At 62.5% G+C, this 14624-nt stretch carries 13 protein-coding genes; 7 read left to right on the top strand and 6 right to left on the bottom strand.

All coding sequences use genetic code 11. The annotated features are described in order from the left end of the window. Positions 1-18: 18 nt before the first annotated feature. Genes DK870_RS17630 through DK870_RS17615 form a run of 4 tightly spaced genes read right to left on the bottom strand, consistent with a single transcriptional unit; the run spans position 19 to position 5747 of the window. Positions 19-1212 carry an EAL domain-containing protein gene (locus DK870_RS17630; RefSeq protein ID WP_060756867.1) on the bottom strand — a complete coding sequence of 398 codons (1194 nt, stop codon included), beginning with the start codon at positions 1210-1212 and terminating at the stop codon, positions 19-21. After that, positions 1199-3997, bottom strand: coding sequence for an ATP-binding protein (locus DK870_RS17625; RefSeq protein WP_161549307.1), 2799 nt, complete (start codon positions 3995-3997; stop codon positions 1199-1201). The genes DK870_RS17630 and DK870_RS17625 overlap by 14 nt, the downstream gene beginning before the upstream one ends. A 59-nt stretch (positions 3998-4056) precedes the next feature. After that, positions 4057-5040 (bottom strand): fimbrial protein, encoded by a 984-nt coding sequence (locus DK870_RS17620; protein ID WP_161549267.1) that lies wholly within the window; start codon positions 5038-5040, stop codon positions 4057-4059. Between the two features lie 23 nt (positions 5041-5063). Then, positions 5064-5747 (bottom strand): molecular chaperone, encoded by a 684-nt coding sequence (locus DK870_RS17615; protein ID WP_256679876.1) that lies wholly within the window; start codon positions 5745-5747, stop codon positions 5064-5066. Between the two features lie 204 nt (positions 5748-5951). Here DK870_RS17615 and DK870_RS17610 point away from each other — a divergent pair, with 204 nt between their 5' ends. After that, entirely contained in the window at positions 5952-6473 is a 522-nt protein-coding gene (locus DK870_RS17610; protein WP_090369905.1) for a chemotaxis protein CheY, read from the top strand. A gap of 95 nt (positions 6474-6568) precedes the next feature. Here DK870_RS17610 and DK870_RS17605 read toward each other — a convergent pair whose 3' ends face one another. After that, on the bottom strand, positions 6569-7645 hold the full coding sequence (locus tag DK870_RS17605; protein WP_161549265.1) for an aldo/keto reductase: 1077 nt from the start codon (positions 7643-7645) through the stop codon (positions 6569-6571). Between the two features lie 131 nt (positions 7646-7776). On the opposite strand from DK870_RS17605, the gene DK870_RS17600 reads away from it, so the two are divergent. The 6 genes from DK870_RS17600 (at position 7777) to DK870_RS17575 (ending at position 12845) form a co-directional block, all read left to right on the top strand. Continuing rightward, a complete protein-coding gene (locus DK870_RS17600; RefSeq protein ID WP_161549264.1) occupies positions 7777-8454 on the top strand; it encodes an ATP-binding cassette domain-containing protein in 678 nt (225 codons plus the stop codon). Continuing rightward, entirely contained in the window at positions 8451-9242 is a 792-nt protein-coding gene (gene fetB, locus DK870_RS17595; RefSeq protein WP_090369910.1) for an iron export ABC transporter permease subunit FetB, read from the top strand. The genes DK870_RS17600 and fetB overlap by 4 nt, the downstream gene beginning before the upstream one ends. A gap of 120 nt (positions 9243-9362) precedes the next feature. After that, entirely contained in the window at positions 9363-9995 is a 633-nt protein-coding gene (locus DK870_RS17590) for a glutathione S-transferase family protein (RefSeq protein ID WP_161549263.1), read from the top strand. 18 nt (positions 9996-10013) lie between these two features. Continuing rightward, positions 10014-10934 carry a LysR family transcriptional regulator gene (locus DK870_RS17585; protein ID WP_161549262.1) on the top strand — a complete coding sequence of 307 codons (921 nt, stop codon included), beginning with the start codon at positions 10014-10016 and terminating at the stop codon, positions 10932-10934. Beyond that, complete coding sequence (locus DK870_RS17580; RefSeq protein ID WP_161549261.1) at positions 10934-11812, top strand: LysR family transcriptional regulator; 879 nt, start codon at positions 10934-10936, stop codon at positions 11810-11812. The genes DK870_RS17585 and DK870_RS17580 overlap by 1 nt, the downstream gene beginning before the upstream one ends. 85 nt (positions 11813-11897) lie before the next feature. Next, positions 11898-12845, top strand: a complete 948-nt coding sequence (locus tag DK870_RS17575; protein WP_161549260.1) for a pyridoxamine 5'-phosphate oxidase family protein — start codon at positions 11898-11900, stop codon at positions 12843-12845. A gap of 104 nt (positions 12846-12949) precedes the next feature. Here the strand turns inward: DK870_RS17575 and DK870_RS17570 are convergent, their stop codons facing one another. After that, the gene (locus DK870_RS17570; RefSeq protein ID WP_161549259.1) at positions 12950-14437 is read right to left on the bottom strand and encodes an aldehyde dehydrogenase family protein; all 1488 of its coding nucleotides are present in this window, start codon (positions 14435-14437) and stop codon (positions 12950-12952) included. Between the last annotated feature and the right edge of the window lie 187 nt (positions 14438-14624).

Below are 14624 nucleotides of genomic sequence, written 5' to 3'. Positions count from 1 at the left end.
ATGATCCGGGGCCGCCAGCTAGTGAGATGTCGCGGGGCCATCATTGTTCAGTAGTTGCTGAAATTGGTCTGAAGACACCGCGTGAGAAATCAGGAAACCTTGCACCTGATTGCAGTCGATCTTGCGTAACAGGGCCAGTTGCTGGGGTGTTTCCACGCCTTCGGCGACCACCGTCAGGCCGAGCTTGCGGCCCAGTGCGATGATGCTCGCCAAGGCCTGGGCGATGCCTTCGTTGTCGTGGCTGCCTTGCACCAGGGCCTGGTCGATCTTCAGTTCGGTGAAGGGCGTGGATACCAGGTTCAGGTACGAGCTGTAGCCTTTGCCGAAATCGTCCTGGGACAGCCCGAAGCCCTTGATACGCAGGCGGCACGCTCCGGCATAGAAGTTACTGATGTCCTGCGGTACCGAGCACTCCATCAGTTCGAAGCAAATCATTCCCGGGATCCCGTTGTAGTGCAGCACGAACTCCAGCAGGCGGTCGGCCAGGTCATGGCTGTTGAGCAGGTGGGTGGGCAAATTGATCGACACGGGTATTTCATAACCGCGCTGGCGCCAACGCTCCTGGGCATGGATGGCTTGCTTGAGGACCACCCACAACAGGCGTTCCTCCAGCTCGAATGCCTTGATCGCCGGCAGGAACGCGGCTGGCAATAGCACGCCTTGCTCAGGGTGCATCCAGCGCACCAGGGCCTCGGCGGCGACGATACGGCCGTTGGCCAGGGACTTTTTCGGTTGGAACCATGCCTGGAGCTGGCCGTTGCCCATGGCCTGGACCAGCGTGTGGCGGTCAATATCCAGGTACTCGGTCAGGGCGGGAGAGGGCCGGTGTACCTTGGTCTTGAGTTGCTCCACCAGGCTGCGCAGGGCGTCGACGGCGACCGGTTTGGAGATCAGTCCGATCACCTCGACATCGAGGTTTTTCGCCACCAGGCTGGCCGCCATCAGCATGCGCCGCGAAGCCGCGCTCATGATCGCCAGCGCCGGCTTGCAGCGCAGGTTGGCCAGGCACTGGATGAATTGCACACCGTCCATGCCGGGCATCAGCAGGTCGGTCAGTACCAGATCAAAATCCCGCTGGCGCAGACGCTCCAGCGCTTGTTTGCCATCTTCGGCGGTTTCGAGGCTGAAATCCCCCAACTCACTGAGCAGGTGCTGCAGGTAGATGTGCTGCAGGGGGTGGTCCTCGACGATCAAAATACTAAGGGGCTTCATGGGTGGTCCGTGCATAAGGTGCCAGGGCGTTCAACAGCGCCCGCAACGCAAAGGGTTTGACCAGGCAATGGTTCATGCCGGCGGCCAGGCACAGGTCGGCTTCGCCGCGCATGGCGTTGGCAGTGGCCCCGATAATCGGTAGCGTGCAGCCCTGGCGCCGCAATTCGCGCGCCAGCTCATAGCCGTTGATGTGGGGCATGTTGACGTCGCTCAGCACCACGTCGAAATGCCCGGCGCTGTACAACAGCAGCGCCTCCTGGCCGTCGGCCGCCAGTTCCACCGTGCAGCCGAGTTCTTCGAGTTGGTCGCGCAATATCAGTTGGTTGATGATGTTGTCCTCGGCCACCAACAGGTGCAGGTTGAGGGCGTCCACGTCGCTCTGGCGTGTCGGCTCATCGCTGCGGGCCACCCACAGCCCCTGGGCCTGGCTGACAGCCTGATGGATGGCACCGAGGTGGTTGAGGTTGACGTGCCACGCGCCGCTGTCAGCTTCTACGGTGGTGCTGGCGTGACTGCTGACATGGATCACCGGCCCCGGCCAGTCGGGTGCCAGCAGGGGATCGACGCTGCCGGGGTGCAATTGCAGCAGCAGGTTGTGGTCGGGCAGGTTCGGCAGGCCGGGCTGGGCCCGTGCGCCCCAGCGACGCAGCCAGCCGCTGATCGCGTGGGCGAGTTCCGGAATGGGCGAGGCGACGTAGACGGTGTCGGCCAGCAAGGCGCTCATCGGCAGGGTAGGCGCTTCTTCCAGCGGCAGCGTGAGGCTGAAGCTGCTTCCCAGGCCCAGTTCGCTGACCATGCGCAGCGAGCCGTTCATCAACTCGGTCAGGCGTTGGCAAATCGGCAGGCCCAACCCGGTGCCGGCCACCACATTGGTGTTGCCTTCGCTCTGGTAAAACGGCTCGAAAATCATCGCCTGGTCTTCCTGGGCGATGCCTTTGCCGGTGTCCGAGACTTGCCACAACACACTGGACCGCTCGCCGTCGCGGCCGAGCACCTTGACTCGCAGCACCACGCGCCCGTAATCGGTGAACTTCACCGCGTTATTGAGCAGGTTGTTGAGGATCTGGCGGATACGCGTCACATCGCCGATCAACCGTTCGGGCAACTTGGGGTCCAAGCACGCGTACAACTGCAAACCCTTGCCTTGGGCGGCTGCGGCATAGCCCTGGATGATTTCGTGCACCAGGTCCAATGGCGAGAACTCGCTCATCTCCAGTGCCAACTGCCCGGCTTCGATCTTGGACACGTCAAGCACGTCGCAGATCAGTTGCAGCAACGTGGCGGACGAGCCTTCGATGGCCTGCAGGTAGTCTTTTTGCTGGGCATCCAGTTGGGTTCGGGCCAACAGCTCCAGGGTGCCCAGCACACCGTACAGGGGCGTGCGGATCTCATGACTCATGGTCGCCAGGAACAGGGTTTTCGCGGCGTTGGCGGCGTCCGCCGATTGCCTGGCCTCTTCCAGTGCAGCCTCGACCTGCTTGCGCGCGCTGAGGTCGCTGAAGGCACAAAACAGCACGTCTTCACCCTTGTAGCGGGTCGGCGCGCTGCTCAAGTACAGATGCCGGCCGTCGACGGTTTCAAAGTAGTCGCTGCGTTCGCAAGGCTCGCCGGCAAAGGCTTGCTCGATCCAGCTGTCGCGCAGGGCTTCGCGCTCCGGGCCGTTGCCGAGCCACTGCTGGGCCAGGGTGTTTTCCAGCACTACCTGGCCGTCGGTACGGCGCAGTACACACAAGGCGACGGGCGCGGTCTGGATGACGTCGCGGCCAAAGGCTTCGCTCTCGATCAGGGCCTGGATGCGATGGATCGACGGGATGATGAAGCGCTGGTCAACCCGGCGCATCACCAGCCAGATCAGCGTGAGGCTGAACAGGCAGAACAACAATGAACCGAGCAGTTGTTTCCACAGACCGGTGACCACCGCGCGCAGATCAATGGAATACATCAGTTGCCAGTCGGAGGATTTCAAATGCTTGCGGATCACCAAGTGGTCGGGTAGCCAGCCATTGCCGACAAATCCGAAAAAACTGTCTTCGCCCGGCTTGAGGCGCTGTTGGCTCAGCCGTGTATCGGCACTGTTGGTGAAGACCAGCATGCCTTGGGAGTTGAGCATCATGAACTCGCCGGCACTCTGGTCGCTGAGCGTCGAGGAGACCTCGCGGCTCTCCATCTCCAGGCCCAGCCAACCTGAATTGACATCGCGCTCGTCCAGGCGGATGAACACGTACAGGTGCGAGTGGTGCTCGGTCCTGTCACTCAGCCATAGCTCGCCGAGGGTGCTCGGGTCACGGTATTGCAGGGCCTTGAGGCGGTTGAGCATGCACTTGGAGGTCGGCAGCACCTGTGCGGTCGAGTTGTAGAGGCGGGTCACCTGCGGGCTGGGGCCGGCGTTCACGTAGAGCAGGTTGAGTTGCCGGGCCTTCAGGTAGTCGCGCATGCGTGCGGTCAGCCAGATGCTCCATTGGTTGCCGGGGATATCGCCCAGTTGCAGATGTTCTTCTTCCGGGGACGGCGGATAGATCCGTGACTGTTTGCGTACCGCCGACAGGCTGAGGCTTTCCAGCAGGGCCTCGCGATTGGTGAAAAAAGTATGTGCCTCGGCGATGGCACTGCTCATGTAGCCGCGTCGTTGGGAGATATCGTTGTTGAAGGTGGACAACAGGAAGGTATAGACGCCGCTCAAGATGCCAATCAGTAACACGGTGGCAAACGTGCGAAGCAGCCTTCTGGCTGCTTCGGGTCGGGAGAGGACGGGGTTGATCTGGAGCAGATAACTTTTCAATCGCATCGGCAGAGAGTAGTGGCAGATCGCTGCCAGTGGCATAAGACGATCCTTAAAGTCGCCGGCTACTTGTAGAACATGTCGACCACCACAGCCGCCTCGAAAGCCCCGGGAATCGGCAGGGTGCGCCAGCTTAAGTCCGCACGGAAATCATTGCGCGCCTGGCCGGAACCCATCAACGTCTGCAAGGTGAACCAGTCATTGAACGGCAAACGCTGATCGCTTTCGGCACGCGACAACGAGATGCCGACCGAGCTGTTGTTGGCCGGCACCAGCAATCCGTTGATCACACTGCCGCCGCCCGGGGTGGTGGCGAAACGTGCGTTGACGGTGTAGGGCGTGTCGCAGGCTTTGCGCAGGCTCAGGTTGAAATTCGCGGTGCTGGCCACCGCGCCGATCTGCGCCGTGCGCGAAGGCGTGGGGAAGTTGACCACGCTGGGGGTGATAGTCAGCTCGGGCGCGCAGGGCACGAAACGGATGTCGTTCATACCGGTGACGATGTAGTTAAGGTTGCTGTTGGGGTTGGTGTTCTGTCCACGTACACCGTCGAGTTGAAATACGCGGTATTTGGCCAGGGTGCTGGCCTGGCCATTGGGCGGTGTCTTGCCATATTTCTCGATGAACACACTGAAGTTCAGGGTGAAGCGCGCCTTGTCCCAACCGGTGCAGTTAGACAAGTTGCAGCCATGGTCCGAGAAGAAGCCGGTACCGACCTTGCCGGTGCTTTGGGTGATTGGTGTGTTGTTGTAGCGAATACCCACGCGGATACCTTGGCCGATGCTGACACTGGCCGGGTTGACGTAGAAATACACTTCTTCGCGGCCGTGGTTGCGGTCATCCTTGCACAGTACATTCGTGGAGCGTGGGCCTGACTCCCAGATGATTGTGCCATCCGGCGCGTCGGCCGCCACCGCCAGCGAGGTACCCAGGGGGTTGATGTCCTCGTACGCGCCGCTGCCATCTTCCACGCAGGATAGGGCATGGCTGGTGACGGGCAGCGCGGCGCAGCCCCACAGTAAGAATTGGAGAACACGTTTGATGAGTGACATAGGTGCCAATACCCCGCGATGGATCAGTTGAGCGCCGCGCGGTGGCGGGCCTGCAAACCGATGTCGTTGATTTCGGTGAAGTGAAGGGTGGTGCCTTTGGGCAAAACGCCCGGCGTGGTCAGGGTGATGCTTTCGTGGGGCTTGAGCAGCAGGTAGTCGCTGAGCGCGTGGGTATCGGTGTGCACGTTCACCAGCGACAGGTGAAACGCGCTGGCATTACTCACGGTGATGCTCTGCCCGTCGTGGCGGCGCCACACCAACTGCTGCAGCGCTTCGGTCGAGCCGCCTTCGAGCGCGGGCGGCCGGTAGAACAGCTTGAGGCGTTGGCGGATCGCAAATTGCACGCTGCCGGGCTCTTTCGGCTTAAGCGGGACCTCCATGAGATTGAGCCAGAACAACGATTCACGATCGCTGGGCAGTCCGGCGCCTGCGTAGAGCACCCGCAGCCGGTGATGCTCCCCAGGCCCCAGTTTTACCAGCGGCTCGGTGGCGGCAAACGGCACGTCGCGGTTGGCGGTTTCATCTTCGGCGGTGATCCAGGTTTGCACCACCACGTCCTGTGACGCCTGGTTGACCACGTTGATGCCGGCGGCCTTGTCCTGGCCGAAATAAATCAGCCGTGTACCTTCGATTTTCAGTGCGGCGCGGGCGGGTGGCGCCAGGGCCAGCAACGCACCGGCGATCAGCAGGATTCGCAAAAGGGGCATCAACACAATCAATTCCATGGGGCATTTGCAGACGCAGACCATGGTAGAGGCAAGGCGGCGGCAGGGCTTTCAGGCGATTCTTAAAAGTGCGCTCGCGCTGCGTCTGCCGTTTCAGAATCGCCTTAAAGTCATAGCCGGGTGCCGACCGTTACCGTATTCACCGTTGAATGATCGACGTGGATGCCCAACTGTCAGGTTTACCCTATGTCTAATAAAGCGCTACGCCTTCTGATTGCCGATACCGACCTGCTGCAACGGATCAAGATCGAGAAAATGCTTAACCAGCTGGGTTATCACCGTATTGCACCCATCAGTTCATTCGACGAACTGCAGGGGCTGACACGTTCGGTGGGGGTAGCGTTCGACCTGTTGATCATCAACACCGCGCTGGTGCATTCGCGAGAGGTCAACCTGCTCAAGTACTGCCACGACAATCCGCTGATCCGCCACACCCTGATCTATGACGGGCAATGCGCATTGAGCTCGGTGGTGTCGGTGTCGGTCAGCCAGACCCTGCACCTGTCCCTGTCGCAGTCGCCCGACTTCAACTCGCTGCGCCGCTGCATGGAAATCGTCGACCCCGCCCACAGCCCACCCGTGGTCGAACGCCCCACGTTGCGAGCGGTAGACACGCGAAACCCGCAATCACCGATAAGACTGCGCCCCCATGACCACGGCGATTCGGCGGTGGTGGCGTGTGCGGTGGGGTTGACGCCCAAGCGGTGAGGGGCGCAACCGCTGTTTGCGGAAGATCGCGTAGAGGGCGCCTGACGGGAAATAGACTGCGCAAGGCGACCCTCGGCGGGAGAGTCGCCCCTCCATCACTTGCCCTTGCGGGCATCCATGGTTTTTTGGTGCTCGGCCAAAAACGGCTGCTCTGCCGGGTCGAAGCGGTCGATCCCGGCGGTGAAGCGGTGCCAGTACGGATACAACGGCTGGCGCCGGGTGACGGCTTCGATGCGCGAAGACTGCGCCTCGGTGAGTTTCAATTCAGTGGCGGCGAGGTTGTCGCGCAGGTGCTCTTCGGTGCGGGCGCCGACGATCAGCGCGGTGATGCCGGGGCGGTCCTTGAGCCAGGCCAGGCAGGTGCGCGCCACCGACACACCCAGCTCATCGCCGACGGCCGCGAGGGTTTCGATGATATCCAGGGCGCGCTCGCGGTCATGCACATAGGGTTCCGGCCAGTCGCTGCCTTGGCGTGTATTGGCTGGCGGGTTTTGCCCGCGTCGGGTCGAGCCGGTCAGCAGGCCTTCGCCCATCGGGCCCCACACCAGTGTGCCGACGGACTGGTCCAGCGCCAGGGGCAGTAACTCGTACTCGGCCTCACGGGATTCCGGGGTGTAGTAGATCTGTTGGGTGATGGGTTTGAGCATGCCGTGCAGCTCGGCTTTGCCCAGGGTTTTCATCATTTGCCAGGCGGTGAAGTTGCTGGTGCCGAAGTAGCGGATCTTCCCCGAACCGACTAACAGCCGCAGCGCTTCGAGGGTCTCTTCGATGGGCGTCAGGCCATCCCAATTGTGCAATTGGTAAAGGTCGATGTGATCGGTGCCCAGGCGCTTCAAACTGGCCTCACACGCGCGGATCAGATGGTAGCGCGAGGCGCCGGAGTTGTTCGGATTGTTGTCCACGGGGCTGCGGCCCTTGGTGGCCAGCAGGATATCGTTGCGCTTGTCACCCAAGGCTTTGCCCACCACTTCCTCGGCCAGGCCGTGGGAGTAGAGGTCAGCGGTGTCGACCATGTTGACCCCGGCCTCGAACGCGATGTCGAACATGCGCCTGGCTTGGGGCACGTCCACCGCGCCGCATTTTGCAAACTCGGCGCGACCGCCGAACGGCACGGTGCCGAGGATGATTTCAGATACCAGCAGGCCGCTATGGCCCAGTTGTCGGTATTGCATGTCGCCTCCTACCTAACGTTGCACGTGAAGGTGTGAACGACGTGAGGGGCGATAGTTTGAATTTTTTCATGAAAACTTTGTGCGGCTGCCGCACCATGTCCGCCAACCGGATCAAGAGGAACACCCTGTCCATGAGCGCACTGATAGAAACCCGCGCCCTCACGCGCCAGGACGAGCGTCGCCAGGCGATTTTGCTGCAACCCACCGACTTCAGCTTGAACCGCGCCGACCGCGTGTCGATCACCGGTTCCTCAGGCTCCGGCAAAAGCGTATTCCTGCGCGCACTGGCCCTGCTGGACGCGCCCAGCTCCGGGCAGATCCTGTGGAACGGTCAACCGATTGCTAACTCAGAGATTCCCCATTACCGCAGCCATATCAGCTACCTGTCCCAGCGCCCGGCGTTGATCGAGGGGACTGTGGAGGACAACCTGCGCTTCCCGTTCAGCCTCAAGACCCTGCGCAAGCGCAGTTTCGATCGGCAAGCCGTGATCACGTTGCTGGAGCATGCCGGTAAGCAACCGGACTTCCTGGCTAAAAACGCCGGCGATCTGTCGGGGGGCGAAGCCCAGGTGGTGTCGTTGATCCGCACCCTGCAATTGAACCCCGAAGTGCTGTTGCTGGATGAGCCCACCGCCGCGCTCGACCCCACATCCTCCCGGGATGTCGAAGCGCTGATCGATGCCTGGTACGCCGCCGATAAGGCCCGCGCCTACCTCTGGGTCTCCCACGACCTGGAGCAGGCCCGACGCATGAGCGACCTGCATTTGCAGATGAGTGCCGGTGTTCTGAGCGGAGTCGCCCAACCATGAATTATCAAAACCTGACCGCACTGGACATGGGCATCGCCGCCTCGCTGATCCTGATCAACGGCGCCTTGTCGCTGTTGTTGCGCCTGGGCCTGGAGCGCCAGTTGCTGTGGGCCGCCGTGCGCACGGTGGTGCAGTTGATGGCCATCGGGTACCTGCTGGGCTGGGTGTTCGAGTTTGCCTACTGGTACGTGGTGTTGCCGTTGATGTGCGCGATGACTTTGATCGCCGGCATCTCGGCGGCGGGACGTGGGCGGCGCACTTATCGTGGGCAGCGGGTCGACAGCATCGTGTCGGTCTGGGGCAGCTCGTGGCTGGTGACGGCGGTGGGCCTGTTTGCGGTGATCCGCATCCACCCCTGGTATGAGCCGCAATATGCGATCCCGATCCTCGGCATGATCCTGGGCAATACGTTGACCGGCGTGTCGTTGGGCATTGAGCGCATGACCCAGGAGCTGACCTCGGGGCGCAATACCATCGAGATGATCCTGGCCCTGGGCGGCTCACGCTGGGAAGCCGCCCAGGAGGCGATCCGCCAGGCCGTGCGGGCGGGGATGATCCCCACGCTGAACCAGATGACCGTGGTCGGTATCGTCAGCCTGCCGGGCATGATGACCGGCCAGGTGTTGGCGGGGGAGAGCCCGCTGGACGCGGTGCGCTACCAGATCGTGATCATGTTCCTGATCGCCGCATCGTCGGCGCTGGGCACGGTCGGCGCGGTGCTGCTCACCTACCAGCGGTTGTTTTCCGCCAGCCACCGGTTTCTGCGTGACCGGCTGGAGGAGCGCTGAGCACCCTGGCGGTATTGTTTCATGCGGTGAAATGCTGGATTGTAAATCCTGGTGATTCCAACGATTTGCACTGCGGTGGAACATGACCGGCGTCGAAACCCCCACCTTTGGAGCGTCTCAATGTCCCAGCCTGCGATCAAACTGTATGGTTTCCCGTTGTCCGGCCACTCGCATCGGGTCGAGTTGATGCTGTCCCTGCTGGGTCTGCCCATGGAATTCATCCTGGTGGACCTCAAGCACGGCGCGCACAAAACCGCGGAATTTCTTAGCGAGGTCAACAGCTTCGGTCAGGTCCCGGCGATTGATGACAACGGCATGGTGCTGGCGGACTCCAACGCCATCCTGGTCTACCTGGCCGCCACCTACGGCAAAGGCCAATGGCTGCCGAGCGATCCGGTGGGGCAGGCTCGCGTACAACGCTGGCTCTCGGCCGCGGCCGGTCCCTTGCATGTCGGGCCGGCGTCGGCGCGCCTGGCCGTGGTGTTTGGTGCCGAGATCGACACCGCCAATGCCATCGCGCGTTCCCACGCTTTGCTCAAACTGGTGGAACAGCAACTCAGCCAGACGCGGTTTCTTGTCGGTGAGCAACCGACCATCGCCGATATCGCGTTTTACTCCTACGTGGCTCACGCGCCGGAAGGCAATGTGTCGCTGGCCGACTACCCTAAAGTGCGGGCCTGGCTCGCCGGCATCGAGGCGTTGCCGGGCTTTGTCGGCATGCCTCGCACGGTAGCGGGCCTGCAAACACCGTAACGTCCACAAGGGGCGCCGATGGACCGATTTCATGAGATGCAGGTGTTCCTGGCGGTGGCCGAGGAGGAGGGCTTCGCCGCCGCCGCCCGCCGCCTGAATACCTCACCGCCCAGCGTGACCCGGGCCATCGCCGCCATGGAGGCGCGCATCGGTACCCAATTGCTGGCGCGTACCACACGCAGCCTGCATTTGACGGAGGCCGGCCAGCGTTACCTGGAAGACTGCCGACGCATCCTGGCCGAACTGGATGAGGCCGAAGAGGCGGCGGCAGGCAGTTACTCCAGCCCTTGCGGGCATCTGACGGTGACCGCGCCGGTACTGTTCGGCGAGCGGTATGTGGCGCCGGTGCTGGGGGATTACCTGGATCGTTTTCCGCTGGTGACGCTCAACGCGTTGCTGGTCGACCGTGTGGTGAACCTGACCGATGAAGGTGTTGATGTGGCCGTACGCATCGGTCATCTGTACGAGCCGGGGCAACAGACAATCAAAGTCGGCGAGGTACGCCGGGTGGTCTGTGCGGCGCCGGCCTTTCTCGATCAACACGGGCGGCCTCGGCATCCCGCCCAATTGCGTGACTTCAAGATCGTCACCTCGTCCGCCAGCCAACGGGTGAACGAGTGGGCGTTTGTCGACCAGGGCCAGCCGGTGACGGTGCCTATCGAACCGCGCCTGGTGGTTACGGCGAATAACGCGGCGATCAACCTGGCGTGCCTGGGCTGGGGCGCGACCCAGGTGCTGTCCTATCAGATCGCGGCGCAGGTGGCGGCGGGCGAGCTGGAGATTGTGCTGGAGGCGTTCGAACCGGCACCGCTGCCGATCCAGGTGGTGTTTCAGCAAAGTGCCCGCGTACCGGCCAAAGTCAGCACCTTCGTGGATTTCCTCAGCCAGCGGCTGGGCCAGGACGCCGCGCTGAACCCGGCGATGACGCGGCGCGGCTGATGGAGCGTTATCGCGATATGCAGCTGTTTGCCGCGTTGGCCGGGCACACGAGCCTGGCCGCGGCGGCACGTGCAACCTGTGTCTCCGCGCCGACACTGGTACGTGCGGTGGCGCGGTTGGAGACGCGGTTGCGCGTGCCGTTGCTGCTGCGCAGTACCCAGGGTGTGCGCTTGACCGACGCGGGCCAGGCGTACCTGGCCGATTGTGTGCGCTTGCTGGCGGCCGTGGACGCTGCTGAAGCTTCGGCCAAGGGCTTGCAGACTCAGGCTCAAGGCAACCTGCGGGTGTTTCTGCCGTTTCTGTTCAGTCGCTACGTGATGGCGCCGGTATTGGCCGCTTACATGGAGCGTTATCCCGACGTGCGCCTGAAAGCGTGCTATCACGATTACTACCCGAACCTGCATGAAGAAGGTCTGGATGTAGCGATCCTTGTCGGCCACTTGCCCAACTCGTCGCTGATCGCACGGTCGGTGGGGCAGGTGCGGCATATCCTGTGCGCCAGCCCCGACTACCTTGCAGCCCACGGCGAACCCCAGCACCCGGAGGATCTCAAGCAGCATCGGCTGATAGCCGGAGGCGACCAGGTGGCTTGGGATTTCTACGGCTACCAGCTCAAGGCCCGTGCCCGCCTGGGTTGCACCACGGTGCAGGGCGCGATCAATGCCGCCGTGCATGGGGCGGGGCTGATCCGCTGCCTGAGTTACCCGGCGCATGAGCATTTGCGCAGTGGGCAACTGCGTCGGGTATTGGCCGGCTACGAACAGCCGCCACTGCCCGTGCAGGTGGTGTATCGCGAAGGCCGCAACGCACCGATGCGCGTGCGCAGTTTTGTCGAGCACTGTGTGGCGCAGCTGCGTGAGCATCCGGCATTTCAGTGAGTGTAATAGTGGATTGCCTGACGTGGTTATTCGCACACGGGCTGTCAGGGCGCAGCATAGGGCTCTCCAGCATGAGGTGCTCAGCATGAACCCCATCGAACCATCCCTCCCGCAGACATCCCCCTGGCATGTCGGCGAACGGTACCTGCAAGCAGCGGTTGGCGTGGCCGACCGCATGGCCGTGGTCGGGCCCAAGGTGATTCGCGATCACCTGCCGGAACAACACCGGGACTTCTATCCCTTGTTGCCGTACCTGGTACTGGGCGTGGTGGACGAGCAGGGGATTCCCTGGGCGACGATGCTTGAAGGCGCCCCCGGCTTTGCCCACTCGCCGGACCCGCAGACCTTGCAGATCGACAGCCTGCCATCCACAGGCGACCCGGCCCGCACGGCACTGCACGTCGGCGCCTCGGTCGGTCTGCTGGGTATCGACCTCAATACCCGCCGCCGCAACCGCATGAACGGCCGAATCGAGGCGCTTGATCACGATGGCTTCTCGGTCGACGTCGTGCACACCTATGGCAACTGCCCCAAGTACATCCAGTTGCGCCCGGTCGACGCGATTGCACGTAAACCCGGCACGCAGGTTGAGCGTCTCGACGGCCTGGATGACGCGGCGCAAATGATGATCCGCAACGCCGACACCTTCTTCGTCGCCAGCTACGTCGAAGTGGACGGCCAGCGTTCGGTGGACGTTTCGCATCGGGGCGGTAACAGCGGTTTTGTGCGGGTCGAGGGCAACGTGCTGACCATCCCTGACTTTGCCGGCAACCTGTTCTTCAACACCCTGGGCAACCTACAGGTCAACCCGGTGGCGGGCCTGTTGTTCATCGACTTCGAGTCGGGAGAGGTGCTGCATCTGGCCGGGCGCACCTCGCTGATTCTGGAGGGGCCCGAAGTGGCCCGCTTCGAAGGCGCACAACGGTTATGGACGGTGACGGTGGAACAGGTGATACGTCGCCCAGCGGCACTGGCCTTGCGCTGGCAGTTCGCGGAGTTTTCGCCGTTCAGTCTGGCTATGGGAGCCTGGTAGGCGGCGACTGCTCGATGTCGCACACGATCTTCCACCCGCCGCTCCCACAAGGGGTCTGCTTCGATTGCCGGATTTGGGTCAGCCATAGGTGCTGGGAAGGAACCTCAATACCGAATCATCACCGACTTGAGCTCGGTGTAATCCTCGATAAATGCACTGCCAAACTCGCGGCCTACCCCCGAGGATCGATTCCCCCCGAATGGCACCGCCGGGTCGAGCAGTGTGTGCATATTCACCCACACCGTGCCCGCCTGGATGGCCGGTACCATGCGCAGGGCTTTGCCCAGGTCATGGGTCCACAGGCTGGCGCTGAGGCCGAAGGGGCTGTTGTTCATCAGGGCGAGCAGCTCGTCTTCGCTGTCGTAGGGCAGGAAGGTGGCGATAGGGCCGAAGGTTTCTTCATTGAGCAGGGTGTCGTTGATATTGTTGGCCAGGATCACCGTGGGTTCGACGTAGCAACCGGGGCGATCGAGCAGGGTGCCGCCATGGATGATCGTGTTGTGCTCTGCGCGGGCCTGGGTGAAGTAACCGAGCAGTTTGAGTTGGTGCTGGCGGTGGGTCACCGGGCCGAATTCGGTGCGTTCGTCCAGGGGCGAGCCGATGGTCAGGCGGCGCAGGCGCTGGCTGAGTTTTTCCAGTACCACGTCGATCTGCGAGCGATGCACGAAGAAGCGTTCGGCCGCCGCGCAGATTTGCCCGGAGTGCAGAAACCCGGCCTCGATGATGCCTTCCACCGCTTTGTCCACGTCCACATCGGGCAGGAACCCGGCGGCGTTCTTGCCGCCCAGCTCCAGGGTCGTGCGGGTCAAGCCTGCCCCCATGGCGCTGCGGCCCACGGCGATGCCGGTGGGCACCGAGCCGGTGAACGACACCTTGTGGGTGCCGGGGTGCTCCACCAGGCCCTTGCCGACGTGGCCACCCCCGGTCAGCACATTGAGCACGCCTGCCGGCAACCCGGCTTCGATGGCCAGCTCAGCGATGCGCAGCAGGGTCAGCGGTGTGAATTCGCTGGGTTTGATGATGATGCTGCAACCGCACACCAGCGCCGAAGCGAGTTTCCAGATGGCGATCATGGTCGAGAAATTCCACGGCACGATGCCCACCACCACACCCACCGGTTCGCGCAGGGTGAAGGCGGTGTAGCGCTCGCCATTGAAGGAGGGCAGCGATGGCGTGATCGTCTGGCCGCTGATCTTGGTGGCCCAACCGGCGTAATAACGCAGGAAGTGCGCGGCCTGGTCGACCTCGAAGGCGCGCGCAATCTGGATGATCTTGCCTGACTGGCAGGTTTCAATCTGCGCCAGTTCTTCGCGGTTGTGTTCCAGCAGGTCGGCGAGTTTCAGCAACACATTGCCGCGTATCGCCGGTGCGGTCTGGGACCACCGCGCAAAGCCGCGGGTGGCGGAGCTGACGGCGGCGTCGATATCCGCAAGGTCCGCGTCGGCAACCTGGGCGATGACCTGGCCGGTGGCAGGATTGGTCACGGCCAGTGTCTGGTCGGCATGGCTCGGCACGTTGATGCCGTCGATGAACAACCCATGGCGGCGACGCAGAAAAGCTTCGACCTGAGGCAGCAGCGGGATATCGCTCATGAAAGATTCCTGGCAGTTCACTGAGAAAAACCGAGGGTAACCAACGGCTATCGAGGTGGCTTGACTGTGCCTGCCAGGTTTTATGCCTGTGCCTGCCGAACTTGTGAAAAGTACAACCTTGCCTGTGGAACGTGCATTTTGCGCCTGGGCCATGCGGTCGATACTGGCCCTGCATCCAGCGTCGTTC

The sequence above is a fragment of the Pseudomonas sp. Q1 genome (assembly GCF_009935975.1).
In the GTDB taxonomy this organism is placed as follows: Bacteria; Pseudomonadota; Gammaproteobacteria; order Pseudomonadales; family Pseudomonadaceae; genus Aquipseudomonas; species Aquipseudomonas palleroniana.
This window is presented reverse-complemented; position numbering and strand designations above follow the sequence as displayed.